Raw genomic sequence first — 26,251 nt, 5'->3', positions numbered from 1 at the left:
TCCAACGGGAGGTTTTGTCAAGCAAAGTCCGCGAGAATATCAATCCCAGTAAATACTGGCATTTCCCCTCTATTCGTCATTCGGTCACGCGTCGCGGTACCGGAGGAGCAGCCCGCCGCCCACGAGGGAGGCCGCGGACCACGCGGCGAGCACGCCGAGGCCCGCCCACGGTCCGACGGGGAGGGACGCGAGATCCACGGTCGTCTGGACGGCGAGCCCGGCGTTCGTCGGGGACAGCGTCCACAGGAACCGCCGCACCCCGGAGTCCGAGACCATGAGGATCACGACCGGGAACACGTACAGGAGCCCGAGCACGACCCCGGCGGCCGCGGCCGAGTCGCGCACCGCGGTGGCCAGGCCGAGGCTGAGCAGCGCGATCAGCACCAGGTAGAGGACCGAGCCCACGGCGGCGCGCAGGGTCGGCCCGTCGGCCAGGGACAGCGGCGGGTAGCCGTGCGCGGCCGTGAAGCCGCTGCCCGGCAGCAGGAGCCGCCCCGCCAGCACGGACCCGAGCACGGCGAGGGTCGCCGCGCCCAGCGTGAGCCCGCCGACCACCACCGCCTTGGCGGCCAGGGCGGTGGCCCGGCGCGGCATCGCGGCGAGGCTGGTGCGGATCATGCCGGTGCTGTACTCGCCGCAGACCGCCACCACGGCCAGCAGGGCCACCATCGCCTGGCCCAGCTGGACCCCGGCGAGGCTGATCCTGGCCGCGTCCTGCCCGCAGCCCGCCGCCGCGCAGGGCACGACGGCCGCCACGAGGGCGCTCAGGGCCACGGTCAGCACGACGGTCCCGGCCAGCAGCCACCCGGGCCCCGCGACCGTCCGCAGCTTGGTCCACTCGGCGTGCACCTCGCGTCTCATACGTCCCTCCGGCGCAGCCGGTGGGCGGCCAGGGCCAGGGCGAGGGCGGCGTACGCGCACAGCACCGCGAACCCGGCCCAGGGCGCCAGCGGGAAGAACCCCTCCGCCGGCGCGAAGCGGGCGGTCACCTGCTCGTACGTGACCGTGGTCTGCTGGATCGCGAAGCCCGCCGCCGGGGTGAGCCGCAGCAGCCACCGCGCCGCCTCGTCGGGCAGCAGGGACGCGGTCGCCAGCAGGTACGGGACGATGATCGCCACGATGGCCGCGATGACGGCCACGGCGCTGCGCCGCAGCAGCGACCCGAGGGCGAGCGCGAAGACCGCCGACACGGCGAGCAGCGCGGCGGTCCCGGCGACCAGCCGCAGCGCGGTGAGCGGCGGCAGGGCGGCGAGGAGGTTGCCGTTGCCCGCCAGGAGCGCCCGCCCGACCGGCACCGTGACGGCGGCGGCGACCAGCCCGAAGACGAAGACGGCCACGAAGATCACGACGGCCTTGGCCGCCAGCGCCCGGCCGCGCCGCGGGCTGGCCAGCAGGGTCGTGCGGATGAGCCCGCGCCGGTACTCCGCGGTGACGAAGGCCACCGCGACCACGATGACGACGACCAGCCCCGCCAGCACCCCGGCCAGGACGCGCTCGGCGGGCATGCCCTCCTGGGACGGCGCGATGTCGCCGACCCCCGTGATCCTGAACGTGTCACCGGAGCGCACGAGCCCGCCCGGGTGGTGTGGGGTGCCGTCGGCCTCGAGCGAGACGCCGATGTCGTCGCGGGTCCACGTGCCCCCGGCCGCCACGCCCCGCACGCTGACCTGGTCCATGTCGGCGGTGACCTCGGCGAAGCGGGAGGCCGTCGCGGCCCCGCCGATCAGGTTGGAGGTCACGGTCAGGTCGCCGGGAGAGGCCGCGAACAGCCCGATGCGGACCTTCCCGGTCGCCATCCGGGCGGTGCCCACCCTGGTCCACCGCGAGCCGTCGGCCGACTCCTCGCCGACCACCGTCCCGCCGGTGCGGGTCAGCCGCAGCCACCGCGGAGCCCCGCCGGGCCGCCCCGCCACGTCCTCGGTGAAGTCGTGCTGCATCCGCACCCCGTGGCTCCCGGTGACCATCACCGCCGCGTACGAGGCTCCCTGGCGGACGCTCTGCTTGATCATGACCCCCGCCTTGGCCCACGGCGTGACGCCGGGGACGACGTTCCGGACGCCGGGGGTCACGTCGGGCTTGCGGAGCTGCCCGGTCAGGTTGTTCACGCGTACGGTGATGCTGCCGTCGCCGTCGAGCTGCTGGTGCACGAAGTAGAACCGGTCCTGCACGGCCTCGCCGCCGGGCCCGATCGGCGGCGGCGGACAGGGCACCTCGATCGGCCCGTTCATGCAGGAGGAGCGGCTGCCGCTCCCGAAGAGCACCCCGAGCAGGACGATGAGCAGCGTGCTCAGCGTCAGGCCCGCCATCCAGCCGCGTACCGTGCGCAGCTTGGTCCACTCGGCCCGCAGCAGCTGGGCGAAGCCGTCACGCCCGGCCCGCGGGCCCGGGCGGTAGGGGGTCACGGTGGTCATCGCGCCGCCCCCTTGAACTCGACCGCGTCCCTGGTGAGGTCCAGGTACGCCTCCTCCAGCGACGCCCGGTGGGCCGCCACCTCGGAGAACGGCACCGCCCGCGAGGAGAGCAGCCGTACGATGTGCTCGGCCGCCAGCCCGGAGACGACCAGCGTGTCGCGATCGGTGACGGTCACGGTGCCCCCGGCCGCGGCCAGCACCGACATCGCCTCCGGACGCGCCTGCGTACGCAGCGTGACCCGGTCCCGAGAGGCGGTCGCGATCAGGTCGGCCACGCTGGTGTCCGCGACGACCCGGCCCCTGCCCACCACCACGAGATGGCCGGCGGTGTCCTGGAGCTCGCTCATCAGGTGACTGGACACCAGCACGGCACGCCCCTCCGCGGCCAGCGACCGCAGGAAGCCCCGGATCCACACGATGCCCTCGGGGTCGAGGCCGTTGAACGGCTCGTCCAGCATGAGGACCGGCGGGTCGCCGAGCAGCGCGGCGGCGATGCCGAGGCGCTGGCGCATGCCCAGCGAGTAGCCGCCCGCCCGGCGCCGGGCCGCCGGCGTCAGCCCGACCTGCTCGATCACCTCGTCCACCCGCCCGGCGCCCAGCCCCTGGGAGTGGGCCAGCCACAGGAGGTGGTTGCGCGCGGTGCGGCCCGGCTGCAGCGCGGCCGCGTCCAGCAACGCGCCGACGTGGCTCAGCGGGCTGCGCAGGCTCGCGTACGGGCGCCCGCCGACCAGGGCGTGGCCCTCGTCGGCCGCGTCCAGGCCGAGCACCACCCGCATGGTGGTGGACTTGCCCGCGCCGTTCGGCCCGACGAACCCGGTGACCTGGCCGGGCAGCACGGTGAACGTCATCCCGTCCAGCGCCCGGGTCTGGCCGAACCGCTTGCGCAGGCCGCTGACTTCAATGGTTGCTTCCACGGCAGGAAGACTAGGCAGCGGCCCCGGCCCGGGTCGTCACGCGGCGGAGCGATCTGCGGCGTGGCTGGCGCCAGCTACGCCTCGTCCCTCTTACGAGGGATGCCACAATTGCCCGCGCCCGGGACAATGACCTGGTGGAACGAGTGCAGGACCGGAGGTGGAGCCGCGCCGTCGCGGTGCCGGTCGCGTGGGTGCGCCGGATGGGGGCGGCCGTGCCGTACGGGCCGGCCGCGGCCCGGCACCTGCCGGTCGTGCTCGCGGTGGTCCTGGCGGTGCTCGCGGTGGCCGAGTCGGTCGTGCAGGCCGGGAGCGCGCTCCCGCTCTCGGAGACCGTGAGCGCCCCGGTGGGCGGTCAGCCCGTGAACGCGCCGCCATCGGCCGGTGACGGCCCGGCCCCGCTGCTCCTCATGGTGTTCCCCCTGCTCGCGCTGGCCACCACGCTGCCGCTCCCCCTCCTGTGGGCCCAGCCGTCCGTGGCGGCGCTCCTGGCGACCGGGGCGGGCGCGCTGTCGGTCCTGGCCTTTCACACGCTGACCGTGGCGGGCGCGGTGGCGCAGCTGGTCACCGGCTATCGGGCCGGCCGCCACGGTGCGCCGGGGGTGGCCGTGCTCGTCGCGGTGCCGTACCCGGTGCTGGCGGTGGCGATCGGGCCGGGCGAGCGCGTGCGGGCGCTCACGCTGCTGCTCGCCTGCCTGGCCCCGGCGGTGGCGCTGGCCGGGATCGCCGTACGGGCCCGCCGCAGGGACCGTGCCGACACCGCCGCCCGGCAGGTCATGGCCGACAGGCTGGTCGAGCACACCGCCCGCGGCGAGCGCGCCCGCATCGCCCGCGAGCTGCACGACGTGGTCGCCCACCACATCTCCATGGTCGCCGTGCAGGCGGAGACCGCCCGGCTGGCCGTCCCGGGCATGCCGGCGGCGGGCGCGGAGAAGCTGCTGGCCATCGGCGACACCGCCAGGGCCGCGCTGACCGAGATGCGGCGGCTGCTCGGCGTGCTGCGCGAGGACGCCGAGGCCGAGTCGGCCTGGCGTCCCCAGCCGGGGCTGCGCCTGCACGAGCTGAACGAGCTGCTCGACGAGTCGCGCGAGGCGTCGGGCACGACCACCCGGCTCGTCCTGCGGGGCTCGCCGGTGGAGCTCGATCCCGGCGTGGAGCTGGCCGCGTACCGGATCATCCAGGAGGCGCTCACCAACGCGCGCCGCCACGCGCCCGGGGCCGCCGTGGACGTGGAGCTCGACTACACCGGGCCCGGCCTGCGCCTGCTCGTCCGCGACAATGGCCCTGGCCCCTCGAACGCCGAAGGTGGGCCCAGTGGTGGGCCCAATGGTGGGCACGGCCTGTCCGGCATGCGCGAGCGGGCCGCGGCCGTCGGCGGCGAGCTCCGCACGGGCCCCGCCCAGGGCGGCGGTTTCCTCGTGGAGGCCCGCCTGCCCGGACGGTACGAGGAGGGCGGATGAGCGAGCCCGCCAGGCTCAGGATCGTGATCGCCGACGACCATCTGGTGGTGCGGACGGGGTTCGCCGAGTTGCTCGACACCCAGCCGGACTTCGAGGTCGCGGGCACCGCCGCCGACGGGGCCGAGGCGGTGCGGATCTGCCGCGAGCTGTCCCCCGACGTGGTGCTCATGGACGTCCGCATGCCGGTCATGGACGGCATCGAGGCCACCAGGCGCCTCAACGGCGGGCCGAGGGTGCTCATCCTGACCACGTTCGACCTGGACGAGTACGTCTACGACGCCCTGCGCGCCGGAGCCAGCGGCTTCCTGCTCAAGGACGTCACGGCCGAGCGCCTCTTCGACGCCGTACGCGTGATCGCCGCCGGCGAGGCGCTGCTGGCCCCGGCCGTCACCCGCCGCCTCATCAGCGAGTTCGCCCGCATGGGCGGCCCGAGACCGGAGGCTGAGGCGCTGTCCGCGCTGACCCCGCGCGAGACGCAGGTCCTGCGGCTGGTCGCCGAGGGCCTGTCCAACCCCGAGATCGCGGCCAGGCTGGTGGTCACCGAGGAGACGGTCAAGACCCACGTGAGCCGGGTGCTGAACAAGCTCGGCCTGCGCGACAGGACCCAGGCCGTCGTCATGGCGTACGAGACGGGCCTGGTCGTGCCGCGCGGCCGGGCGTGAGCGTTCAGAAGCCCTCAGAAGCGTCAGAAGCCTCAGAAGTTGAACTTGTCGATGTTGTCCTTGTTGAACACGGTCGGCTTGCCCAGCAGCACCTCGCCCTTGGCCCCGATCGTGTACTCGCCGAGCTTGCCCGCCTTGAACTTCTCCCCTTCGGCCCCGGTGACCTGCCCGGAGGCCAGCGCCGCCGCCGCGTACGAGGCCAGGTAGCCCAGGTCGGCCGGGTTCCACAGCTCGAACGCCTCGATGGTGCCGTCCTTGACGAACTTCCTGAGCTGGTTGGGGGTGCCGAGCCCGGTCAGCTTGACCTTGCCCTTGGACGGCGAGTCCGACAGGTAGCGGGCCGCCGCGGCGATCCCCACGGTCGTGGGCGAGATGATGCCCGCCAGGTCCGGATACGAGCGCAGCAGCCCCTGCGTCTCGGCGAACGACTTGTCGTCGTCGTCGTTGCCGTAGGCGACCTTGACCAGCTCCATGTCCTTGTACTCGGGCTTCTTGAGCTCGTCCTTCATGAAGTCGATCCAGGTGTTCTGGTTCGTCGCGTTGGGGGTGGCGGAGAGCACGGCGATCTTGCCCTTGTGCCCGATCTGCTCGGCCAGCAGCTGCACCTCGGTCCGGCCCAGGTCCTCCGCGCCGGCCTGGTTGACGAACACGTGGCGGCCCTCGGGGGCGGTGTCGGAGTCGTAGCTGACGACCTTGACCCCGGCGGCCATGGCCTGCTTGAGCGCGGGCACGACGGCGTTGGGGTCGTTCGCGGAGATGACGATGGCGTCCTGCTTCTGCTGCATCAGCGTGTTGATGTAGGAGACCTGCGAGGACGCGCTGGCGTCGGACGGCCCGACCTCCTTGCCCTCGCCGCCGAACTCCTTGGCGGCCTCGATCCCGCCCTTGTCGGCGATCGTGAAGTACGGGTTGTTGACCTGCTTGGGCAGGAACGCGATCTTCAGTCCCTGCTTGAGCGGGGCGTTCGGATCCGCGGCCGGGGCCGAGGAGGCGGCGGCCGTGGCGGAGGCGGAGGACTGCTGTGCCACGTCGCTCTTGGTGGTGCCGCCGCAGGCGGCCGTCAGCAGGACGAGTCCGGCAAGGAGCGCGGTGGGCCGCCAAGGGGTACGCGTTTTCATGAAGCGGGCTTCCCTTCCACTTGTGGTGATGTGCGCCGCCGCCATACCGCCCCCAAGTTCGGCGCCAGCACGGATGCGACGAGCAGCAGGCCCGTCACGAAGTTCAGGACCTCGTTGGCCACGTCGGCGAGGATGAGCGCGTTGCGTACGACGCCGAGCAGCAGCACCGCCATGAGAACTCCGGGCAGCGTGCCGCGCCCGCCGAAGATCGACACGCCGCCGAGCAGCACGGCGGCCACCACGGCCAGTTCGAGCCCGACGCCGTTGTCCGCCCTGGCGCTGGCGTAGCGGAACGTGTAGACGAGGGAGGCCAGCGAGGCCATCACCCCGGAGGCCACGAACAGCCAGAACTTGATCCGCTTGACCCGGACGCCCGCGAACCAGGCGGCCTCCACGTTCGAGCCCAGCGCGACGATCGAGCGGCCCAGCCCGGTCGCGTGCAGCAGCGTGGCCGCCACCACCGCCAGCACCGCGACCAGCACGGACGCCAGCGGGATCGGGCCGATGGACGCGGTGGCCAGGCTCGTGTACGCCGGCGGCAGGTCGGCCACCGCCTGGTCGCCCAGCATGACGTACGCCAGGCCGCGGAACAGCGCGAACGTCCCGATGGTGACCGCCAGCGAGGGCAGGCCGAGGCGGGTGACGAGCAGCCCGTTGAACGCGCCGCACGCGGCGCCCACCAGCAGGCAGATGGGCATGATCGCCTCGATCGGGAGCCCGGCGTTCCAGAGCCAGCCGAGCACCGCGCACGACAGGCCCAGCGTGGAGGCCACCGACAGGTCGATCTCGGCCGCCACGATGACCAGCGTCATGGTCAGGGCCATGAGGGCGATCTCGGTGGTGTCGAGGAGCAGGAAGGAGACGTTGGACCCGTTGGCGAACCCGTCCACGCCGAGCGAGGCCCAGACGCTCACGCCGACGAGCAGCACGAGGATGAGCCCCTCCCACCGGCGCGCCATCCGAGCGAGATCAGCTGCCATCGGCGGTCCTCCCCGGAGCGGGCTCTACAGGATCTGTGGTTTCGTGGAATCTGCGGCGGCGCAGGGCCGCGGCGACGCGGAGCGCGAGCACGCGGTCGAGGACGATGGCGGCCAGCAGCAGGGCGCCGTTGATGGCCGTCTGGGCGAGCGCGTCCACCCGGAGCACGGCCAGCGCGCTGGTGATGCCGGTCAGCAGCAGCGCCCCGAGCGCCGCCCCGTAGACCGTGCCGCTGCCGCCGAAGATGGCCACCCCGCCCACCACGACGGCGGCGATCACGTCGAGCTCCTTGCCGGTCGCCACGGTGGCGTCCACGGTGCCGAAGCGGGCCGCCCACATGACCCCGGCCAGCCCCGCCAGCGCCCCGTTGGCCACGAACGCCGCGACGATCCTGCGCCGCACCCGGATCCCGGCCAGCACCGCCGCCTCGGGGTTGGAGCCGATGGCGTACAGCTCGCGGCCGGCGCGCAGGTTGCCCAGCATCCACCCGACGACCAGCAGCACGACCAGGGCGACCAGCGCGAGCAGCGGCACGCCGAGCACCGAGCGCGTCCCCAGGGACAGGAAGCCTTCGGGCATGTCGGCCGCGTTCACCTGGCGTCCGCCGGCCCAGGCGAAGTCGATGCCGCGGAAGGCGTACAGGGTGCCGAGGGTGGCCACCAGCGCGGGCACCTTGGCCGCCCCGACGAGCAGCCCGTTGACCGCGCCGCACAGGGCGCCGAGCACCACGCAGCCCGCGATCACGGCCGGGATCGGCACGCCCGGGTGGTCGGCCAGGACCAGCGCGCCCCCGAACGCCGACAGCCCCACCACGGAGCTGACGGACAGGTCCACGTTCCTGGTGACGACCACGAGCGTCTGGCCGACGGCGAGCATGGCGACGATGGCGGAGTTCAGCAGGATGTCGCGCAGGCTGGCGGTGGTGAGGAAGGACGGGTTGACGGCGCCGGTGACGCCGAAGAGGAGGCCCAGCGCGACCACGATGCCGAGCTCGCGCACCCGCGCGACCCGGTCCACGAGCCGCCGCCCGCCGTTGCGCCGCACGGCCTCGGTCCTGGTGGCGGTGGCGGTCACGCGCGGCTCCTTCCGGTGGCGCTCACTCCTGGCTCCTTCCGGTGGCGGTCACGCGCGGCTCCTTCCGGTGGCGGCGGCCATCACGCTCTCCTCGGTGGCGTCCGCGCGCGGGATCTCCGCGGCCAGCCGCCCCTCGTGCATGACCAGCACCCTGTCGGCCATCCCCAGCACCTCGGGCAGCTCGGACGAGATCATCAGCACCGCCACCCCGCTAGCGGCCAGCTCCGACAGCAGCCGGTGCACCTCGGCCTTGGTGCCCACGTCGATCCCCCGGGTCGGCTCGTCCACGATGAGCACCGACGGCCGGCGCGCCAGCCACTTGGCCAGCACGACCTTCTGCTGGTTACCGCCGGACAGCACGCTCACGGCGTCCGTCAGCCGCGCGAACTTCAGCCGCAGCCGCACCGCCCAGTCCCGGGCCCGCTCCCGCTCGGCCGCCCGGGAGACCAGTGGCCCCCGCCGCACGTCGGCCAGGCCGGCGAGCCCGATGTTGCGCTCGATGGACAGGTCCATGACGAGCCCCTGCTGCCGCCGGTCCTCGGGCACCAGGGCCAGTCCCGCCGCCATGGCCGCCGTGGGGCTGGCCGGCCGCAGCCGCCTGCCGTCCACCTCGACGCTGCCCGCGTCCCACCGGTCGATGCCGAACACGGCCCTGGCCACCTCGCTGCGCCCGGCCCCGACGAGCCCGGCCAGCGCGACGATCTCGCCCCGCCGCACGTCGAAGGAGACGTCGGTGAAGACGCCCTCGCGGGTGAGCCGGCGCACCTTGAGCGCGACCTCGCCGGCCTCCGTCTCCTGCTTGGGGAACAGCGCCTCCAGCTCCCTGCCGACCATGCGGCGTACCAGGTCGTCGGGGGTGATGTCGGCGATCAGGTCCTCGGCCACGTACGCGCCGTCGCGCAGGGTGGTGACCCGCCGGCACAGCTCGAAGATCTCCTCCAGCCGGTGCGAGATGAACAGCAGCGCGCAGCCCTGCGAGCGCAGCGTCCGGGCCACGCCGAACAGCCGGGCGACCTCCGTGCCCGACAGGGCGGCGGTGGGCTCGTCCATGACGAGCACCCGCGCCTGCCGCGACAGCGCCTTGGCGATCTCCACGAGCTGCTGGTCGGCGATCGACAGGCCGCGGGCCGGCTGGTCGGGGTCGAGGTGCACGCCGAGCCGCCCGAACAGCTCGGCGGCGCCGGCGCGCATGGCCCGCCGGTCGATGCCGAGGCGGCCGCGGGGCTGGCGGCCCATGAAGATGTTCTCCATGACCGACAGGTCGGGAAAGAGGGTCGGCTCCTGGTAGATGACCGCGACCCCGGCCCGCTGCGCGTCCGCGGGCCCGCCGAACTCCACCGGCTCGCCGTCCAGCAGGATCCGGCCCGAGTCCGGCCGGTGCACGCCGGACAGGATCTTCACGATCGTGGACTTGCCCGCGCCGTTCTCCCCCGCGAGCGCGTGCACCTCGCCGGGGAAGAGCGCAAGAGAGACCTCGCGTACGGCGCGCACCGCACCGAACGCCTTGCTGACCTGCGAAAGGGATAGAACGGGAGTCTCATTCATTGCCGCACTCCCGGCAAAATCGTTTTAAGCGGTGTGAGGACCGTAAATCAGCGAGTGGCGAAGCGTCAATGCCTGGCCAATACAAGATTTCCAAGCGCCGGAAGTCGTTCGGAGATTGTTACGTTTTAACCTATTTACGCAGGGGCAAGAAGTCAGGCCGGGCAGATCTCGCGGCGATATCTGCCCGGCGCCACGCCGTACTCCCGTTTGAAGGCGTTGGCGAAGGCGAACTCCGAGGTGTAGCCGACCTTGGCGGCGATCTGGCCCAGCGGGGCGTCGGACGCGCGCATGAGGTGCGCCGCCGTGGCCAGGCGCCACCAGGTGAGGTACGCCAGCGGCGGCCGGCCGATCAGCTCGCCGAAGCGGCGCGAGAAGGCCGACCTCGACAGCCCCGCCCGCGCGCCCAGCTCCTGGACCGTCCACGGGTGGGCGGGATCCCGGTGGACGGCGTCCAGCGCGGCGCTGATGCCGGGGTCCGCGAGCGCCTGCGCCCACCCGCCGACCTGGCAATGGCCGTGCTCCCCCTCGAACCAGGCCCGCAGGATGTAGAGCAGCAGCAGGTCCAGGAGGGACGACACCACCGTGTCGGCACCCAGCCGCGGGCGCTGGATCTCGGCGCCCAGGGCCTCGACGGCGGCGCGCAGCTCGGTGTGGAGGCCGACGCCGGCCGGGAGGTGGATCAGGTCGGGCAGCTCGCGCAGGATCGGGTGGGCCCGGCCCGGATCGAGCCGGTAGCCGCCGCACAGCAGCACCGTCGCCGCGGGCCCGTCGGCGGCCTCATCCACCGTGGCCGAGGCGAACAGGCCGGGGCCGTCGTCCAGCGGGTCGCAGTCGGGCTCGGCCAGCGGGGTCGTCGGCGAGTCCGCCATGGCGTAGCCGTGGCCGTGGGGGAAGAAGAGCACGTCGCCCACCGACAGCGCGATCGGGTCGCCGTCCGGCCGGATCAGCCAGCTCGACCCCCGCAGGACGACCTGGAACCCGGCGGAGCCGGGAACCGACGGGAACCGCTGGCCCCAGGGCGCGCGCCATTCGACGCGGGCCGATCGGGGGCTGCCGGTGCGCATGAGGGCGATCACGTCGCTGAGCACGTCCACGGGGGAAGCCTACGGGAGGACGATCGCGTATGAAATCCGGGTCGATGACGCATTGGTTGTCTCGCCGCCGCCCCCTACGGTGGCCTGCATGACAACGGTGTTGGTGATGGGCGCGACCGGTACGGTCGGCAGGCTAGTGGCAGCGGAGCTGGCGGAGGCGGGGGCCGAGGTCAGGCCCTTCGGCAGGGCCCAGGGCGACCTGGCGGACCCCGGGTCGCTGCCGCTCGACGGGGTGGAGTCGGTGTTCCTGGTGTGGCCGTTCGCCACGGCGGAGGGGGCGCGGGCGGTGATCGACGCGATCGCGCGCCGGGCGCGGCGGGTGGTCTACCTCTCCTCCGCCGCGGTACGCGACCACGAACGCGAGGTCGAGCGGCTGATCGAGAAGTCGGGGCTGGAGTGGACGGTCCTGCGCCCGCACGCCTTCGCGGCCAACGCGCTGCGGTGGGCGGCGCGGGTGCGGGCGGGGGTGGTGCGCGGCTCGTACGGCCAGGCCGCCCTGCCCGTGCTGGACGAGCGGGACCTCGCGGCGGTGGCGGCGCGGGCACTGCTGGAGGAGGGACACCACGGCGCCGTCCACGACCTGACCGGCCCGGAGTCGATCACGCAGGCGGACCAGGTCCGCATCATTTCCCAGATCACGAAATTGCCGGCGCGCTGGGAGGAGGTCCCGCCCGGCCGGACCCGCGCGGAGCTCCTGGCCATGGGCTGGCCCCCGCAGGCCGTGGACGGCGTGCTCCAGGCCCAGGCGGACCTCGTCCGCCACCCGGCCCCCGTCACGCCGGCGGTCGAGGAGGTCACGAAGGCCGCGCCCCGCACGTTCGGCGCCTGGGTGGCCGACCACGCCGAGGAGTTCCGCCTTCCCGGCGAACCGCCCGAGACCATGCGTGCCGCCCGCATCCACGAATACGGGGACGAGATCCGCTTCGACCGGATCCCCACGCCGCGCCCAGGTCCGGGGCAGGTCCTGCTCGAAGTGGCCGCCACCTCCTTCAACCCGTCGGAGGTCGGCCTGCGCGCGGGGCTGCTGCGCGAGGTGCTGCCGGTGAGCCTGCCGTACACGCTCGGCGCGGACGTCTCGGGCACGGTCGTCGCGCTCGGCGCGGGCGTGACGGGCCTGGCCCCGGGTGACCGCGTGTTCGGCCTGGCGGACGGCGGCGCCGCCGGGTACGCGGCGGTGCCCGCGAGCGTCCTGGCCAGGGCGCCGCGGAGCATCCCGCTCGCCCACGCGGCCGCCGTCCCGGTGGCCGGGCTCACGGCCTGGCAGGCGATCCACGAGCACGCCCGCCTCGCCCGCGGCGAGCGGGTGCTGATCAACGGGGCGGGCGGCGGGGTCGGCATGTTCGCGGTCCAGCTCGCCAAGCTCGCGGGCGCGACCGTGTTCGCCACGGCGAGCCCGCGCAGCGCGGCCGCGGTCGAGCGGTACGGCGCCGACGAGGTGATCGACTACACGACCACGCCGCTCCCCGGCGGCATGGACGTGGTGCTGAACCTGGCCGCGCTCCCCGAGGAGGACGCCGCCGCCCTGGCCGGGCTCGGGCGCAGGACGATCACGATCGCCACCCCGATCGAGGGCGGCACCCACTTCGTGGCCCGCAACGACCCGGCTCAGCTGGCCGAGCTGGCCGCGCTCATCGACCGGGGCGAGCTCGCGGTGGAGGCGGCCGAGCACCGCCCCCTGACCGAGCTGGAGGAGGTCCACCGCGCGGCCGGGCAGGGCCGGACGCGCGGCAAGATCATTCTGCTGCCGGACTGAAGTGGCGCAGCACCTCGGGGTTGGCCATGGCGTCGGGGTTGGCCGCCTGCTCGACGGGCGTGCCCAGCAGGATCTTGCGTACGGGCACCTCCAGCTTCTTGCCGGAGAGCGTACGCGGGATGCCGGGGACGGCGTGGATCTCGTTGGGCACGTGACGGGGCGACAGCTCCTTGCGCAGGGCGTCGCAGAGGGTCCGCTGGAGCGACTCGGTCAGCGTGGCGCCCTCGGCGAGCGTCACGTACAGCAGCAGCCGGCCCTCCTGCCCGAGCTGCCCGGTGTCGATCACGAGGCTGTCGGCGATCTCGTCGAACCGCTCGACCACCCGGTAGAACTCGCTGGTGCCCATCCGGACGCCGCCCCGGTTGAGGGTCGAGTCGGAGCGGCCGTAGATCACGCAGCTCCCGTCCTCGTTGATCTTGATCCAGTCGCCGTGCCGCCACACCCCGGGGTAGACGTCGAAGTAGCTCTCGAAGTAGCGCCGGCCGTCGGGGTCGTTCCAGAACTTCACCGGCATCGACGGCATCGGCGCGGTCAGCACCAGCTCGCCCACCTCGCCGACGACCGGCTTGCCCGTGGAGTCGTACGACTCGACCTTCGCCCCCAGCGCCCGGCACGGGATGATGCCCGCCCTGATCGGGTGGAGCATGGTCGCCCCGACGAACCCCGTGCACACGTCCGTGCCCCCGGAGAACGACCCCAGCGGCACCCCGGGCAGCTCCGAGGCCACCCACGCGAACCCCTCCGGCGGCAGCGGCGAGCCGGTCGAGCCGATGCCGCGCAGCCGCTCCAGCCCCTCGGGGCGGATCCCGGCCTTCAGCGAGGCCATGATGTACGGCGCCCCGACCCCGAAGTAGGTCACCTTCTCGGAGTCGGCGATCCGCCACAGCGCCGCCGGCGACGGATAGGTGGCCGCGCCGTCGTACAGCACCGGCGTGGCCCCCACCAGCAGGGCGCCGATGAGGTAGTTCCACATCATCCAGCCCGTGGTGGTGTACCAGAAGAACACATCGCCTTCGCCGATGTCCTGGTGGAAGGCGAGAGATTTGAGGTGCTCCAGCACCACGCCGCCGTGGCCGTGCACGATCGGCTTGGGCAGCCCGGTCGTGCCGCTGGAGTAGAGGATCCACAGCGGGTGGCCGAACGGCACCCGTTCGAACTCCAGCGGCCCCTCCTCGGCCCGCAGCCCCTCCCAGCCGATCACCTCGCCGTGCGGCAGCTCCCGGGTGTGCGCCTCGGCGGGTTCGGCCTGCTGGGGCGCGCGGCCCTCGTCGAGCGCCGCCAGGTAGGGGATCCACACGGTCGCGCGCAGCGTGGGCAGCTGGGCGGCGATCTCGTTGACGGCGTCGGAGCGGTCGTAGGTCTTGCCGTTGTAGTGGTAGCCGTCGACCGCGATGAGCACCTTGGGCTCGATCTGCTTGAACCGGTCGACGATGCTCGGCACCCCGAAGTCGGGCGAGCCGGCCGACCAGATCGCGCCCAGGGAGGCGGTCGCCAGGAAGGCGATCAGGGCCTGCGGGATGCTCGGCAGGTAGGCGGCCACCCGGTCGCCGCGCCGCACGCCGAGGCGGGCCAGCCCCGCCCGGACGCGGGCGACCTCCTCGCGCAGCTCGTCCCAGGTCAGCTCCTGGCGGGCGCCGTCCTCGGACACGAACACCACGGCGGTGCCCTCGGTGCGGCGCAGCGCGTTCTCGGCGTAGTTGAGGCTGCTCCCCTCGAACCACGTGACGTCCGGCATCGTCCCGGAGAGCACCGGTCCGTCGCCCCGCTCGCCGACCACGTCGAAGTAGTCCCAGACCGACGTCCAGAACTCCTCCGGGTGCTCGACGGACCACCGCCACACGTCCTCATAGGGTCCCGGCCGTCCCAGCCACTCCAGGTAGCGGGTCAGCCCGGCCTTCGCGACCACCTCTTCGCTCGGCTCCCAGAGAAGCGCGCCCTCAGCAACCATGTGCCCCATCCTGTCGCCCGTCGGGGGGAAAGTCATACCCGGACTCCCACATAACTTGCTATCTCCGTAGGTGGTCCACCGCCATACGTGCCGCCGTGCCGATCACCGCGTCGGCGCGCGGCTGGTTGAGCGCGGTGCTGAACGAACGGGTGCACACGGCCACGGCGTAGCGCCGGCCGTCGGGGTACTCCACGACCCCCGACTCGCTGCGCAGCGTGGGCAGCGTGCCGGTCTTGCCGCTGACCGCGACGTCGTCGTACGGGAAGCCGGAGGCCAGCCGGTGCGGCCACACCTGCATGTTGAGCACGCCGCGCATCCAGGCGCACGACTCCTCCGAGGCCGCCTCGTCCCGCCAGATCATCCCGAACAGCGTGGCCAGCTCGCGCGGGGTGGACCGGTTCGCCCGCGCGGGGTCGAGCGCGCTCAGCCGCGCGATGTCGTCCGGATCCACGAACGGCCACGCGTGCCCGGCGTCGACCGCCATGCTGGCCAGGAACTCCCGGCAGCTCTGCGTCACCCGCGTCCCGTCGAGCCCGAACCCGGCCAGCATGGCGTTGATCACCTCGAACCCGACCCTACCCAGCACCACGTCGGCCGAGGTGTTGTCGCTCACCGCGATCATCAGGTACGCCAGGTCGCGCAGCGAGATCGTCACGTCGTCGAGCATCGCCGACAGGCCCGTCGGCCCCGAGACCCTGTCCGCGGCCGTGACGGTCACGCGTTCGGAGAGGTCGAGGAGCCCGGCGTCGGCCTGCCGGCAGAGCGCCACCAGCAGCGGCACCTTGAACATCGACGCCGTGGGCACCGGCTCGTCCGGCCGGTGTCCCACCTCGCGCCCCGAGTCGAGGTCGGCCGCGTACAGCCAGCCCCGCACCCCCGCCGCGAGGAACAGCGCCTCGAAGTCCGGCGGGCTCATGCCAGCATCCCCGGCCGGCGGCTGATCCGCCGCACGGACACCGCGCCCTCGTCCGTCATCCCGGCGCTCTCCTTCAGCGTGCGTACGGCGACGGCCGAGAAGTCGTCGACCAGTTCGTCGATCGGGGCGGCCGCCGCCTGGCGCCAGGCGGTGGAGACCCGGCACGTGATCGGCGAGCCTAGCAGCGGCCGCCAGGCCAGCCCCGGCAGCTCCGCCTTCGGCCCGAAGGCCACCGCCGCGCCCGCCAGCACCAGCCCGAGCCCGGCGCCTTCGTGCACCTGTACGGGGACGTAGCCGTGGCGGCGGCACTCCGAGAGCATCTCCGCGTACAGCCCCGGCTCGCCCTCCTGGGGCGGCATCAGCAGCTCCCGCCCCGCCAGGTCGGCCAGGTGCACCTCGCCGACGCCGGTGAGCGGGTCGCCCTCGGCCAGCAGCACGCCCTGCGGCTGCGCGAGCACCTGGCCGAACCGCAGCCCGGGGGCGGCGACCGGATGGCGGACGAGACCGACGTCGATCGTCCCCTCGGCCAGCGCCGTCACCTGGTCGGCGGTCCAGATCTCGGCGGGCGCGAGGCGTACCGTGGGGTTGGTCTCGCGGAAGCCCGCGACCAGGGCGGCGATGGCGGCGGCGGCCAGGTCGGGCGGGAGGCCGACCTTGAGCACCGTGCCCTCACCCTGTCTGGCCAGCTCGTGCAGCCGGTCCACCCGGGCCACGATCTCGCGGGCCTCACCCAGGAGCAGCCGGCCCGCCTCGGTGAGCCGCACCTGGCGGGCCGAGCGGTCGAACAGCCGCACGCCGAGCTCCTCCTCCAGGCGCTTGATGCGCTGGCTGAGCGGCGGCTGCGCCATGCCGAGCCGGATCGCGGCGTTGCCGAAGTGGAGTTCCTCCGCGACGACGGTGAAGTAGCGAAGGTGCCGGACGAGGTCCACGACCAGCCACTATATCCAGATTTATATCCTTAAGGCGCTCATATCAGTATTGGACACCCTTGCCGTTCTCTGGTGTCCTCTGCCTCATGGCACCACAAAGGGGGATAAAGCGTCGCTGGCCGTGGATCCTTTCGGGGCTCCTGATCCCGGTCGTCGCGGCGGGAGGCGTCGTCTGGGCGCTCCGCACGGAGGGCTCGCCCGAGGAGACGGCCGACAAGTATCTTTCGGCCTGGTCTGCCCAGGACTACGCGGGGATGCGCGCCCTGGTGGCGGACCCGCCCGCCGACTTCGAGACCTGGCACCGCCGCTTCCGCACCGACCTCAAGCTCACCGAGGCGTCCTTCCACCGCCCCAGGCCGACGGGGGTCTTCGCCTCCACCTCCGGGGACGAGGTCGGCTTCCAGGCCAGGCTGCTCGGCCGGCAGGACTGGACCTACAGCGGCCGGCTCAAGCTCGTGGAGCGCGACCGCGCCTGGAAGGTCGCCTGGACGCCGGCCGCCATCCACCCGCTGCTCAAGCAGGGCCGCTCGCTGCGGGTCGTCTCCCAGGAGGGCGACCCGCTGCGGGTCCTGGCCGCCGACGGCACCGCGATCAACACGCCGTCCGCGCCCGGCTCGGTGCAGCAGCTCGTGGAGGGCATCAAGCAGACGTTCCCCGACCGCTTCAAGAAGCCGGGGCGCTCCCGGATCGACCTGTACGAGGGCGACAAACCCATCCAGACGGTTGTCCGCGCCGATGGATACCGCCCGCTCCAGACCACTATCGACCTGAAGGTCCACCGCGCCGGGGCCAAGGCCCTGGAGGATGTCTCGGAACCGGCGTCCCTGGTGGCCCTGCGCGCCTCGACCGGCGAGATCCTCGCGGTGGTGAACAAGCCGGGAGGCTTCAACCGGGCCCTGCTCGGCAAGTACCCGCCCGGCTCGACGTTCAAGGTCGTGACGGCCTCCGCGCTCGTCGCGGACGGGGTCGAGCCGTCCCGCCAGGTCACCTGCCCCGCCGAGAAGAACATCGGCGGCTTCCCGTTCCACAACGCCGACTTCGAGGACTTCGGCACGCTGTCGTTCCAGGACGCGTTCGCGCATTCGTGCAACACGACGTTCGGGGAGATGAGCGTGGCCCAGTTGAACGGCGGCCGGCTGGCGCAGGTCGCCCGCAGCTTCGGCTTCGGCAGCCCGATCACCCCCGGCGTGCCCGCGGTCCGCGCCGAGTTCCCGGACCCCAAGGACGACACGGACCTCGCCTCCGCCGCCATCGGCCAGGGCCGCGTCCTGGCCAGCCCGCTCAACATGGCCTCGGTCGCGGCCGCCATCGCCTCGGGCGCCTGGATCTCCCCCACCCTCGTCAAGGAGGAGCTGATCCCGGACGCCCAGCCCACCAACCCCCGGCCGCTGGAGGAGGGGGTGGTGGCGGCCCTGCGCAAGCTGATGCCGGCCGTGGTGACGGACGGCACCGCCCACGCCGTCCGGTTCCCCAAGGGCACGGCCGGCAAGACGGGCACGGCGGAGTTCGGGTCCGGCAAGGAGCCGCCGACCCACTCGTGGTTCATCGGCTACCGCGGCGACCTGGCCTTCGCGGTCATCGCCGAGGGCGCCGGCACCGGCGCCGGCGTAGCCGCCCCGGCCGCCGCCCGCTTCCTCAACGCCCTCAACGACAGCACCTGACGGCAAGTACGCAGCTCACCCCGCCACAGCAGCGGGACGAACCGGCACACATCCCGGACGCACGAGAAGCGGGCACAACGCCCCCACCACACCGCAGCGATAAGACGGACCGGCGTGTGCCTCGGGCGCGTGAGATGCGGGGCGCCGCGGTTGGGGTGCGGGACGGGGGGTCAGGCGGTGCGGCCGACCGGGGAGGTGAGGCCCGCTACGGCGGCGACGACTTCGGAGGCGTTGGAGAGGTCGGGCAGCACCACGTCAGCCCCCGCCTCGAGCAGCTCGCCCGCCATGGACCGCCCCGAAGCCACCCCGATCATCGCCGCACCACCGATCTTGGCCGCCTGGACGTCCCGCGTGGAGTCCCCGATCACCACGGTGTTCGCCGCGGTGAACGGCGTGCCCAGGCGCTCCTTGGCCCGGGACTGCGCCACCTGCAGCAGCGTCGCCTTGGGGTAGACCTCCTCGCCGTACCCGCCCAGCGTGAAGTCGACGTGCTTGTCCAGCCCGAACGCCTTCAGCTTGTGCACGGCGTTGCTCCGGATGGTCCCGGTCAGCACCGTCTGGATCACGCCGTCGAGCCTGGACACCGCCTTCAGCGCGTCCTTGGCCCCCGGCAGCATCCGCCCCTCCTTGGCCAGCCGCCCCCGCCGGTCGGCGAAGGCCACGGCCAGCGCCGACAGGAACTTGGGCAGATGGTCGTCCTCGGCCTGGATGCCGTTGACGGCGAGCGTCTCGAAGACGATCTCGGAGTCCGGGCGCCCCAGCGGGGGCACGAGCTTGACCAGCGGCCGCCCGGTGACGACGCGGAACGCCTCCGCGTAGGCGTCTCTGGTCACGATGGCGACGTCGACCAGCGTCAGGTCGATGTTCCACAGCACAAGACGATTGATGGCAGCGTCTCTAATCAGCTAAGCGACCCTTGGTGGATATAACACCTGCGATCGTATCCCACCGTGGTGGGGAAGCATGGGCGTGTAGGTGAAATCCTGCACCCAATGCCGCCCCGCGCGGTTGGTGCCGCCTGGTGGGTGTGCTGATCGTCATCCCGACCTGGTGCCGGTGGGCTGCGCGCGGCAACCGAGACCGGTCCGTTGGTTCGAGTCCCTCCGGACGCTGGCCAGCCTGGCCGGCAGGCCGTGCTGGGGAGGGTGCCCTGCGTCGCCTGGGCACAGGGCGTGGAGTGCGATGTCGGGTTGGTCCAGTCTTCGACCGATCCGTCCGAATGGTCTTTGAGGCGGGCGAAGCGATGACCGCCTGGGCTTCAAGCTCGTCTCTCACGGAGCGGATAACCATCTCACCAGTTGCCCGGTCCACGGCGGTCGTGGCCTGGTGGGAGAGGCCACGGGCGGCGATCCGGAGCCAGGCACCATGGTCGCGGTCGCCTTGCCAGCCGCAGCCCAGGCAACTCGCCCATTTCCACCCGGCCACCGCCGGCTGGTCAGGCGCCTTGCAGTGCCGCAGCACAGTCAGGCAGTTCGGGCAGTGCCGGGATGTGTTCTTCGCCGGGACGATCACCACCGCGATGCCCACTTCGGCGGCAATGCTCCGGACGTGGTCAACGATTCGGCCGCGCACCTGCTGCGACAGGCGCGTGTTCAGGGTGCGGCCCATCCTGCAGGCCTCCAGCGAGCGCAGATCTTCCAGATAGATGACCGTGGCCCCGGCGGCGATGGAATGATCGACCACCCACCGGGCTGCTGCCCGTGCGAGAGCGTCGTTAAGGTACTTGCGGCGCTTGGACAAATGCCGGATCTCCTCTGCCAGCAGCGCGCGCTTACCCGCCAGCGCCGGATCGGGCCCACGCCCGTCGATCAGGCGCTGGTAGTGGTCCACCTTGGCGCGCAACTGCTCGCTGTGTCGGCGCAGGCGGTGCTGCTTGGCCAGCACTCCGGCAGCGCGAAACTGAGCGCCGCCGCCCAGAGCGGTCAGGCGTCCGTCCCCATGGAGCCGCACCGCCCCGGCTGACAAAAGCGTGTTCAGCCCCCAGTCCACGCCGAGCGCGACGGTGTGGCCCAGGCGCTGAGCCTGGGGGACGGCATGGGTATATGCCACCTCGGCGCGGACGTCTCCACCATGCAGGCACAGAGTGGGGAGGTGCAGCACCGCGTTGGCCGGGATGGTGGGGGGCAGCATGATGGGGCAGGCCACCCACGTCCAATCGGCGTACTTACGCGGATCGGGACGGGTCGGCAGTTGCAGCCGTAGCAATGCTCTGCGTGGATCGGCGTCGCTACGCTCGATGGTGGCCTGCTGGCGGTCGCAGGCAGCTAGCAGCAACATCCGCGCCGCCCGAGGCGGATCTTCCAGTTCGAACACATCGGTCGGCAGCCGTCCACCGGCCCGCAGGTAGGCGGTGATCTGCCGGGTACGGGCCTTGATGACACCTGAAGGCAGGTGCCGTCCGCCGGGGATCGCGGCGCGCACCTGCTCCCATTCCTCAGCGGTGCGCTTGCGTACATCAACGGGCCAAGTGGCCAGCACGCCAGCGGTGAGCTGAACCCGCCAGTTTGCAGCGCGCAGCAGACGTCCAGCCTGTTCCTGAGCCATGCGTACAATCCGGTCGTTGACCGTCACGCCCTCCGGCGCGCCCGCGGTCCAGCCCAGCCGACGCATCGCCATCCACGCGTTCGACGGCAGCTTCCGCCCGCCGGCGTCCAGCCCTCCCGCGAGCAATGCAACGTCGGCGTCCACCCAGTGCTCGGCAAGCAGTCGCGCGACGATCCCGGACACCAACGCGGCACACCAACCGACCCGCTCGGCCAGCACGGCTGCGGGCAGCACCTCGCCAGTCTTTTCCTCCACACCACCGCGCAGCGGCACGCGGGCACCCGCCGTCCGGGCAGTCTGCCCCTTGACCAGCAGCAGTCTGCGCCTCACCAGCAACCCTGCCCCGCCGCTCCGATCTTCACTGTAAGTGAGCGCTAGGTTACCAGGTTCAGCCCTGCCATATAGAACACTCGAGCGATACATCCCACGACTGAGCTTGAGCTCCACAGCGATAGGCCTCTACCAGCCAGATCGCCATCTACCGCTGGAGTTTTACGCGAAATTCAGCGCGTCCGACAGCGTGTCGACCACGGGGAAGCCGGTGCTCTTCAGCTCGGCGCGGGTCGTCATCCCGCCCGTGTACAGCACCGCCCTGGCCCCCACGTGCCGCGCGGCGAGCCCGTCGTCCACGCTGTCGCCGATCACCAGGATCTCGCCGGGATCCACCCCGATGGCCGTGAGGTGCGCCGTCATGTGCGCGGCCTTCTCGCCGCCGGTGGTGCCCAGCAGCCCGTCGATGCGGGTGAAGTGCCGGGTGATGCCGAACGAGTCGACCTTGGGCACGAGGTGCGCGTGCGGCGCCATCGAGCAGAGCGACTGGGTGCCCGTCCAGCTCGCGAGGGCGAGCTCGGCGTCGGCGGCCAGCGCGCAGGCGTCGCTCAGCCGGAAGTAGTGCTCGTGGAACCCGTTGTCGAGCAGCTCCCACTCCCCCTCGGTCAGGGGGCGGCCGAGCATGCGCTCGTAGGCGACCCAGATGGGCCGGGTGTAGACCGCGCGGAAGCCGTCGGCGGTCATCTCAGGAAGCTCGTACGGCTTGAAGACCTCGTTGGTGGCTCCCACCACGGCGTCGATGTCGTGGAAGAGCGTGCCGTTCCAATCCCAGATGATGTGTTTTGTCATGTTGCGACAAGCTTAGACGGCACGTGTGACGTTTCGATGAACGCCCAGCGCAGGGGCCGCGACCATCCGGCCACGGCCCCCGGGGGAGAGCTAGCCGCAGGCCTTGGCGGTGGTGCCGGCGCCGTTCTGGCCGCCGCGGCCGCCGTTCCACTGGATCGAGGCGCTGCCCCAGGCACACATGTTGTTGGCCCAGATCATGTTGCCCCAGTGCCTGCCCTTGTTGCCCTTCTTGAAGCTGAACCGGTCGTAGCGGCCGTCCGCCGCGTACACGCTGATGGTCCCGGTCGCCGAGGAGGCCGTCCGGATCTCGACCCAGTTGGTCTTGCACTTGCCGGACCACCAGAGCTTGATCGTTCCGACGTTGCCGTCCATGCGGCTCTTGATGGAGGCGGTCTTGACCACCTTGGCCGAGTTCCAGCAGCCCGACTTGGCCGGGTCCTTGTGGTCGCCGGGCTTGGCCTGGGCGTGCGCGGGCGCGCCCGCCAGGAGGACCGCCGCGACGGCGCCCAGGACGGTAGCGGCAACTCGAAGCTTCACTTGGACCGACTCCTTGCGTAAACAACACTTGCTAGATCGCGACCCTAGCGAGGCCCGGCTCTCGATGGTCAAGGAACTGTGATCGATGTAACGCCTCCGTTATGAGCCCAGGAGGTCGGGGATCTCCTGGGTGGCGTACCACATGAGCTCGTGCGCCTCGGCCCCGTCCACGGTGAATCTCGCGTCGTCGTCGCCCTCGTCCGCGGCCGGCAGCGCGGCGACGGCGGCCTCGATGTCGGAGATCGCCTCGTGGTCGTCGATGTGCACCGCGGCCACCTTGGCCAGCGGGATCGGGTCGGCGAGGCGTACTCTCGCCCGTTCCTCCAGGTCGACTCCGGCGGAGACCGCGCGCTCCGGCACCTCGGCGGCGACCACCACGCGCCGGAACGCGGTCTCGACGCCGTCGGCGCGGTCGGCGGCCAGCATGCGCAGCGAGGCGCGGGCCGCCTCGGTGAGCGCCACGTATTCGAGCTCCTCGGTGTCGCCCGAGGCATACCACTCGGTCAGCGCGGGGGTCACCGCGTAGCCGGTCAGCGGGGCCGGGCCCAACTCTCCCGCCTTGACCGCCTGGGCCAGTGCCGGGAGAGTGCACGGCAGATAGACGCGCATGACGAACCTTTCGTGCTTTCTTTCCGGCCGAGCTCAGCTCAGCTCGGCGTGCCGAGATCGAGGTCCGCACTCGGCGGCGGACCCGTCTCAGCGTGCAAGGGCTCTATCATGCCCGTCGCAGCGTGAGACGGAGGAGAGACTCGAGTTCCTCGATGGTCGAGTGGGCATCTTTGTGATGGATGCCGGCGATGCCGAGGGCGCGGGCGGCCAGGATGTTGGCCTCGATGTCGTCGATGAACACGCACTCCTCGCACCCCAGGCCGATCAGCTCGACCGCGTGGTGGAAGATGCGCGGCTCGGGCTTGCGCATGCCGACCTCGCCGGAGATCACGATCGCGTCGAAGAACTCGTCCCAGTCGGCACGGGGATACTCATTCGACCAGGAGTTAGATACCAAACACGTTTTGACACCATTTTTCCGTACGTCGCGGAGCATGTCGTACATTGCGTCAACGCGTTCGAATCCCGCGAACATCCGCTCCAGCAGCCCCTCGGCCACGGGCGGCACCCCGTCGAGGGTCAGCAGCCGGGCGGCCAGGTCGCGCTCGAAAGCGGAGCCGTCGATCTCGCCCCTTTCCAGCGCGTGGACGACGCTCTCGCCGGCACCGTCGCCGTAAGCGTGGTCGACCATCTTCCGCATCACCGCGCGGTAGTGGTCGCCGTCGATCCTGTCCGCCGCGATCCAGCGCGCGATGGAGTCGGAAAGGCTGGTCGTCAGTACGCCGCCCCAGTCGATGAGCACACCCGTAAGCACCGTTCCAGAATAGAACGCCATCGGCACTTATAAGCCGATAAAACCCCATAAAAAGGGCGTCCAATTTATCCGGTTATGGTGTGCTTCCAGCGATAGTCGCTACCCAGAAAGGACCGCCGTGCGGACGACGATCCTGATCACCTCCCCTGACCGATGGACCGCCCCAGGCCTGGAACTCTTCGAGTTCGCGCCGATCTTCCCCGGCGGCCCGGAATGGCTCACCAAACCGGTGCTCATCGCCCTGCTCAGCTCGGTCATCGCCATCGCCCTGTGCTGGGCCGCGTTCGCCAAGCCGAAGATCATCCCACGCGGCTGGCAGAGCATCGGCGAGTACGCGTACCTGTTCGTACGCGACCAGATCGCCCGGCCCAACCTCGGCGCCGACTCCGACCGATGGATGGGCTTCCTCCTCACGATCTTCCTGACCGTGCTCATCTGGAACCTGATGGGCGTCATCCCGCTCATCCAGTTCCCCGTCGCCGCGCACATCGCCTTCCCCCTGGTGCTGGCGCTCACCGTGTACGGCATCAAGATCTACCTCGGCGTCCGCCACCACGGCGTGCGCGGCTACCTGAGGGGCATCGTGCACCTCCCGGGCCTGCCCGGCTGGGCGTACGGCCTCTACGCCCCGATGATCCTGGCCGAGGTGTTCATCACGTCGCTGTTCACGCACTTCGTGCGGTTGTTCGCGAACATGTTCGCCGGCCACATCCTCCTGGCCTTCTTCAGCTCGGTGGGCTTCTGGTTCCTGTTCGAGCAGCTCACCCCGCTGGGCGCGGGGCTCGGCGTCCTCGGCGTGCTGATGACGATCGTGATGACCGCGTTCGAGATGTTCATCCAGTTCCTGCAGGCGTTCCTGTTCGCCATGCTGGCAGGGATGTTCATCGCCAGCGGCCTGCGCGGCGCACACTAGCTAGCGCGTGACCTGGGCGGCCAGCTTGCGGTGCGCCGCGGAGCGCAGCACGCCGGCCGCCCTCTCCGCATTGGCGGCAGGGGCCTCGGGCAGGTAGCCCTTGTCCTGCTTGAGCGTGAGCAGCCTGGTGACGGACTGGTCGAGCCGCTCCTTGGAGATCCGGCCCGACCTCACCGCCGCCACCACCGCCCGGTACGCCTTCGGCAGGTCGTTCGGCATGAGCAGCAGGTCGGCCCCGGCCAGCACGGCCCGCACCGCGATCTCCCCGTCGTTGTACTTCTTGCGCACGCCCTCCATGTTGAGCGCGTCGGTGGAGATCACGCCCTTGAAGCCGAGCTTCTGGCGCAGCAGACCGGTCAGGATGGGCTTGGACAGCGTGGCCGGGTCGCCGGACGGGTCCAGCTTGGGGAAGACGAGATGCGCGCTCATCACGGCGTCCACGCCCGCGTCGATCGCCGCCCTGAACGGCGGCGCGTCGATCTTCTCCCACTGCGCCTTCGTGTGCTTGATCACCGGCAGCCCGGTGTGACTGTCGACGTCGGTGTCCCCGTGGCCGGGGAAGTGCTTGGCGGTGGCGGCCACCTTCGCCTCGTCGAACCCCTTGACCGCCGCCGCGACCATCTTCGCCACCCGCGCCGGGTCATTGCCGTAGGCCCGGCGGCCGATGACCGGGTTCTTGGGGTTCACGTTCACGTCGGCGACCGGGGCGAAGTCGAGGTTGACGCCGAGCGCGCGCAGCTCAGCGCCGGTGGCCTTGGCCACGGCGCGCGCCCGGTCGGGGTTCTTGGTGGCGCCGATCTCGGCGGCTCCGGGGAAGTCGGTCATGAGCGCGGACATCCTGGCCACCAGGCCGTTCTCCTGGTCGGTGCCGATCAGGAGCGGCACGTCCCCGGACGCCCGCTGCAGGCCGTTGGTGAGGCCGACGACCTGGCCGACGCCCTTGATGTTGTGGGGGAAGAGGATCACGCCGCCGAGGTGGTACTTCGCGATCACCTTGGCCGGGGTCTGGGCGCCGTACCTGGCCTGGTTCTCGCCCGACACCGTGTCGGCCGCGGTGCCGTACAGGACGGGCATGAAGAGCTGGCCGACCTTCTCCTCGACGCTCATCCTCGCCAGGGCCCGCTCGACGGCGTCCTGCCGCGCCTGCGGCGTCGTCGGCGGGGGCGCCTGCGGGGGCGTGGTCTGCGCGGGCGGTGCGGCCTTGCCTCCGCCGGTCGGGGTCGCACCCGCCGGGCTGCCGCCTGCGCCGCAGGCTGTCAGAGCGATCGAGAGGAGGCCTGCCGTACCGATCCGTCGAAGCATGCTTCCAAAGGTA

23 protein-coding genes are annotated in these 26,251 nt (G+C 71.8%); 5 read left to right on the top strand and 18 right to left on the bottom strand.

Annotated features, from left to right (window positions below):
* Window positions 1–84: 84 nt before the first annotated feature.
* Genes HD596_RS20930 through HD596_RS20920 form a run of 3 tightly spaced genes read right to left on the bottom strand, consistent with a single transcriptional unit; the run spans window position 85 to window position 3,325 of the window.
* Complete coding sequence (locus HD596_RS20930; protein WP_185071032.1) at window positions 85–861, bottom strand: ABC transporter permease; 777 nt, start codon at window positions 859–861, stop codon at window positions 85–87.
* Window positions 858–2,411: an ABC transporter permease subunit gene (locus HD596_RS20925; protein WP_185071031.1), complete on the bottom strand. Its 1,554-nt coding sequence runs from the start codon at window positions 2,409–2,411 to the stop codon at window positions 858–860. Before HD596_RS20925 ends, HD596_RS20930 begins: the two co-directional genes overlap by 4 nt.
* Complete coding sequence (locus HD596_RS20920; RefSeq protein ID WP_185071030.1) at window positions 2,408–3,325, bottom strand: ATP-binding cassette domain-containing protein; 918 nt, start codon at window positions 3,323–3,325, stop codon at window positions 2,408–2,410. Before HD596_RS20920 ends, HD596_RS20925 begins: the two co-directional genes overlap by 4 nt.
* Window positions 3,326–3,459: 134 nt before the next feature.
* Between HD596_RS20920 and HD596_RS64820 the strand changes: the two genes are divergently transcribed.
* Together HD596_RS64820 and HD596_RS20910 are read left to right on the top strand one after the other, a co-directional pair.
* Window positions 3,460–4,782 carry a sensor histidine kinase gene (locus HD596_RS64820; protein WP_221519424.1) on the top strand — a complete coding sequence of 441 codons (1,323 nt, stop codon included), beginning with the start codon at window positions 3,460–3,462 and terminating at the stop codon, window positions 4,780–4,782.
* Window positions 4,779–5,444, top strand: coding sequence for a response regulator (locus HD596_RS20910; protein WP_185071029.1), 666 nt, complete (start codon window positions 4,779–4,781; stop codon window positions 5,442–5,444). The genes HD596_RS64820 and HD596_RS20910 overlap by 4 nt, the downstream gene beginning before the upstream one ends.
* Window positions 5,445–5,476: 32 nt before the next feature.
* On the opposite strand, the gene rhaS is transcribed toward HD596_RS20910, so the two are convergent.
* The 5 genes from rhaS to HD596_RS20885 all read right to left on the bottom strand — a co-directional run bounded on the left by rhaS (window position 5,477) and on the right by HD596_RS20885 (window position 11,253).
* Entirely contained in the window at window positions 5,477–6,562 is a 1,086-nt protein-coding gene (gene rhaS, locus HD596_RS20905; protein WP_185071028.1) for a rhamnose ABC transporter substrate-binding protein, read from the bottom strand.
* Window positions 6,559–7,542, bottom strand: a complete 984-nt coding sequence (locus HD596_RS20900) for an ABC transporter permease (protein WP_185071027.1) — start codon at window positions 7,540–7,542, stop codon at window positions 6,559–6,561. Before HD596_RS20900 ends, rhaS begins: the two co-directional genes overlap by 4 nt.
* The gene (locus HD596_RS20895; protein ID WP_185071026.1) at window positions 7,532–8,614 is read right to left on the bottom strand and encodes an ABC transporter permease; all 1,083 of its coding nucleotides are present in this window, start codon (window positions 8,612–8,614) and stop codon (window positions 7,532–7,534) included. The genes HD596_RS20900 and HD596_RS20895 overlap by 11 nt, the downstream gene beginning before the upstream one ends.
* A gap of 48 nt (window positions 8,615–8,662) precedes the next feature.
* On the bottom strand, window positions 8,663–10,159 hold the full coding sequence (locus HD596_RS20890; protein ID WP_185071025.1) for a sugar ABC transporter ATP-binding protein: 1,497 nt from the start codon (window positions 10,157–10,159) through the stop codon (window positions 8,663–8,665).
* Window positions 10,160–10,311: 152 nt separating this feature from the next.
* Window positions 10,312–11,253 carry an AraC family transcriptional regulator gene (locus HD596_RS20885; RefSeq protein ID WP_185071024.1) on the bottom strand — a complete coding sequence of 314 codons (942 nt, stop codon included), beginning with the start codon at window positions 11,251–11,253 and terminating at the stop codon, window positions 10,312–10,314.
* Between the two features lie 88 nt (window positions 11,254–11,341).
* Here HD596_RS20885 and HD596_RS61865 point away from each other — a divergent pair, with 88 nt between their 5' ends.
* Window positions 11,342–13,006 carry a zinc-binding dehydrogenase gene (locus HD596_RS61865; RefSeq protein WP_246554673.1) on the top strand — a complete coding sequence of 555 codons (1,665 nt, stop codon included), beginning with the start codon at window positions 11,342–11,344 and terminating at the stop codon, window positions 13,004–13,006.
* Here the strand turns inward: HD596_RS61865 and HD596_RS20875 are convergent.
* The 3 genes from HD596_RS20875 to HD596_RS20865 are packed head-to-tail and all read right to left on the bottom strand — an operon-like array spanning window position 12,987 to window position 16,799.
* Entirely contained in the window at window positions 12,987–14,954 is a 1,968-nt protein-coding gene (locus tag HD596_RS20875; RefSeq protein WP_185071023.1) for an acetoacetate--CoA ligase, read from the bottom strand. The genes HD596_RS61865 and HD596_RS20875 overlap by 20 nt on opposite strands.
* A gap of 58 nt (window positions 14,955–15,012) precedes the next feature.
* Window positions 15,013–15,870 carry a serine hydrolase gene (locus HD596_RS20870; protein WP_185071022.1) on the bottom strand — a complete coding sequence of 286 codons (858 nt, stop codon included), beginning with the start codon at window positions 15,868–15,870 and terminating at the stop codon, window positions 15,013–15,015.
* Window positions 15,867–16,799, bottom strand: a complete 933-nt coding sequence (locus tag HD596_RS20865) for a LysR family transcriptional regulator (protein WP_185071021.1) — start codon at window positions 16,797–16,799, stop codon at window positions 15,867–15,869. The genes HD596_RS20870 and HD596_RS20865 overlap by 4 nt, the downstream gene beginning before the upstream one ends.
* 86 nt (window positions 16,800–16,885) lie before the next feature.
* Between HD596_RS20865 and HD596_RS20860 the strand changes: the two genes are divergently transcribed.
* On the top strand, window positions 16,886–18,460 hold the full coding sequence (locus tag HD596_RS20860) for a penicillin-binding transpeptidase domain-containing protein (protein ID WP_185071020.1): 1,575 nt from the start codon (window positions 16,886–16,888) through the stop codon (window positions 18,458–18,460).
* 170 nt (window positions 18,461–18,630) lie between these two features.
* On the opposite strand, the gene HD596_RS20855 is transcribed toward HD596_RS20860, so the two are convergent.
* The 6 genes from HD596_RS20855 to HD596_RS20830 all read right to left on the bottom strand — a co-directional run bounded on the left by HD596_RS20855 (window position 18,631) and on the right by HD596_RS20830 (window position 24,044).
* Entirely contained in the window at window positions 18,631–19,335 is a 705-nt protein-coding gene (locus HD596_RS20855) for an HAD family hydrolase (protein ID WP_185071019.1), read from the bottom strand.
* A gap of 22 nt (window positions 19,336–19,357) precedes the next feature.
* On the bottom strand, window positions 19,358–21,334 hold the full coding sequence (locus tag HD596_RS20850; RefSeq protein WP_185071018.1) for a zinc ribbon domain-containing protein: 1,977 nt from the start codon (window positions 21,332–21,334) through the stop codon (window positions 19,358–19,360).
* A 162-nt stretch (window positions 21,335–21,496) separates the two neighbouring features.
* A complete protein-coding gene (locus HD596_RS20845) occupies window positions 21,497–22,123 on the bottom strand; it encodes an HAD family hydrolase (RefSeq protein ID WP_185071017.1) in 627 nt (208 codons plus the stop codon).
* A 90-nt stretch (window positions 22,124–22,213) separates the two neighbouring features.
* On the bottom strand, window positions 22,214–22,660 hold the full coding sequence (locus HD596_RS20840; RefSeq protein ID WP_185071016.1) for a DUF2690 domain-containing protein: 447 nt from the start codon (window positions 22,658–22,660) through the stop codon (window positions 22,214–22,216).
* 99 nt (window positions 22,661–22,759) lie between these two features.
* A complete protein-coding gene (locus tag HD596_RS20835; RefSeq protein WP_185071015.1) occupies window positions 22,760–23,269 on the bottom strand; it encodes a DUF6912 family protein in 510 nt (169 codons plus the stop codon).
* 106 nt (window positions 23,270–23,375) lie between these two features.
* On the bottom strand, window positions 23,376–24,044 hold the full coding sequence (locus HD596_RS20830) for an HAD family hydrolase (RefSeq protein WP_185078598.1): 669 nt from the start codon (window positions 24,042–24,044) through the stop codon (window positions 23,376–23,378).
* Window positions 24,045–24,141: 97 nt separating this feature from the next.
* Here HD596_RS20830 and atpB point away from each other — a divergent pair, with 97 nt between their 5' ends.
* On the top strand, window positions 24,142–24,936 hold the full coding sequence (atpB, locus tag HD596_RS20825; RefSeq protein WP_185071014.1) for a F0F1 ATP synthase subunit A: 795 nt from the start codon (window positions 24,142–24,144) through the stop codon (window positions 24,934–24,936).
* On the opposite strand, the gene nagZ is transcribed toward atpB, so the two are convergent.
* The gene (gene nagZ, locus HD596_RS20820; protein ID WP_185071013.1) at window positions 24,937–26,238 is read right to left on the bottom strand and encodes a beta-N-acetylhexosaminidase; all 1,302 of its coding nucleotides are present in this window, start codon (window positions 26,236–26,238) and stop codon (window positions 24,937–24,939) included. It lies immediately after the preceding gene.
* Window positions 26,239–26,251 lie beyond the last annotated feature (13 nt).

Source organism: Nonomuraea jabiensis, from assembly GCF_014204795.1.
Lineage (GTDB): Bacteria > Actinomycetota > Actinomycetes > Streptosporangiales > Streptosporangiaceae > Nonomuraea > Nonomuraea jabiensis.
Note: the sequence above shows the minus strand (reverse complement) of the source record. Positions and strands in the feature narration are given on the sequence as shown.

Bases quoted from the DNA above. Each gene is read 5' to 3' on its own strand.
- HD596_RS20930 (WP_185071032.1), bottom strand. From the start codon at position 861: ATGAGACGCGAGGTGCACGCCGAGTGGACCAAGCTGCGGACGGTCGCG.
- HD596_RS20925 (WP_185071031.1), bottom strand. From the start codon at position 2,411: ATGACCACCGTGACCCCCTACCGCCCGGGCCCGCGGGCCGGGCGTGAC.
- HD596_RS20910 (WP_185071029.1), top strand. From the start codon at position 4,779: ATGAGCGAGCCCGCCAGGCTCAGGATCGTGATCGCCGACGACCATCTG.
- rhaS (WP_185071028.1), bottom strand. From the start codon at position 6,562: ATGAAAACGCGTACCCCTTGGCGGCCCACCGCGCTCCTTGCCGGACTC.
- HD596_RS20900 (WP_185071027.1), bottom strand. From the start codon at position 7,542: ATGGCAGCTGATCTCGCTCGGATGGCGCGCCGGTGGGAGGGGCTCATC.
- HD596_RS20890 (WP_185071025.1), bottom strand. From the start codon at position 10,159: ATGAATGAGACTCCCGTTCTATCCCTTTCGCAGGTCAGCAAGGCGTTC.
- HD596_RS61865 (WP_246554673.1), top strand. From the start codon at position 11,342: ATGACAACGGTGTTGGTGATGGGCGCGACCGGTACGGTCGGCAGGCTA.
- HD596_RS20875 (WP_185071023.1), bottom strand. From the start codon at position 14,954: ATGGTTGCTGAGGGCGCGCTTCTCTGGGAGCCGAGCGAAGAGGTGGTC.
- HD596_RS20870 (WP_185071022.1), bottom strand. From the start codon at position 15,870: ATGAGCCCGCCGGACTTCGAGGCGCTGTTCCTCGCGGCGGGGGTGCGG.
- HD596_RS20860 (WP_185071020.1), top strand. From the start codon at position 16,886: ATGGCACCACAAAGGGGGATAAAGCGTCGCTGGCCGTGGATCCTTTCG.
- HD596_RS20845 (WP_185071017.1), bottom strand. From the start codon at position 22,123: ATGACAAAACACATCATCTGGGATTGGAACGGCACGCTCTTCCACGAC.
- HD596_RS20835 (WP_185071015.1), bottom strand. From the start codon at position 23,269: ATGCGCGTCTATCTGCCGTGCACTCTCCCGGCACTGGCCCAGGCGGTC.
- HD596_RS20830 (WP_185078598.1), bottom strand. From the start codon at position 24,044: ATGGCGTTCTATTCTGGAACGGTGCTTACGGGTGTGCTCATCGACTGG.
- nagZ (WP_185071013.1), bottom strand. From the start codon at position 26,238: ATGCTTCGACGGATCGGTACGGCAGGCCTCCTCTCGATCGCTCTGACA.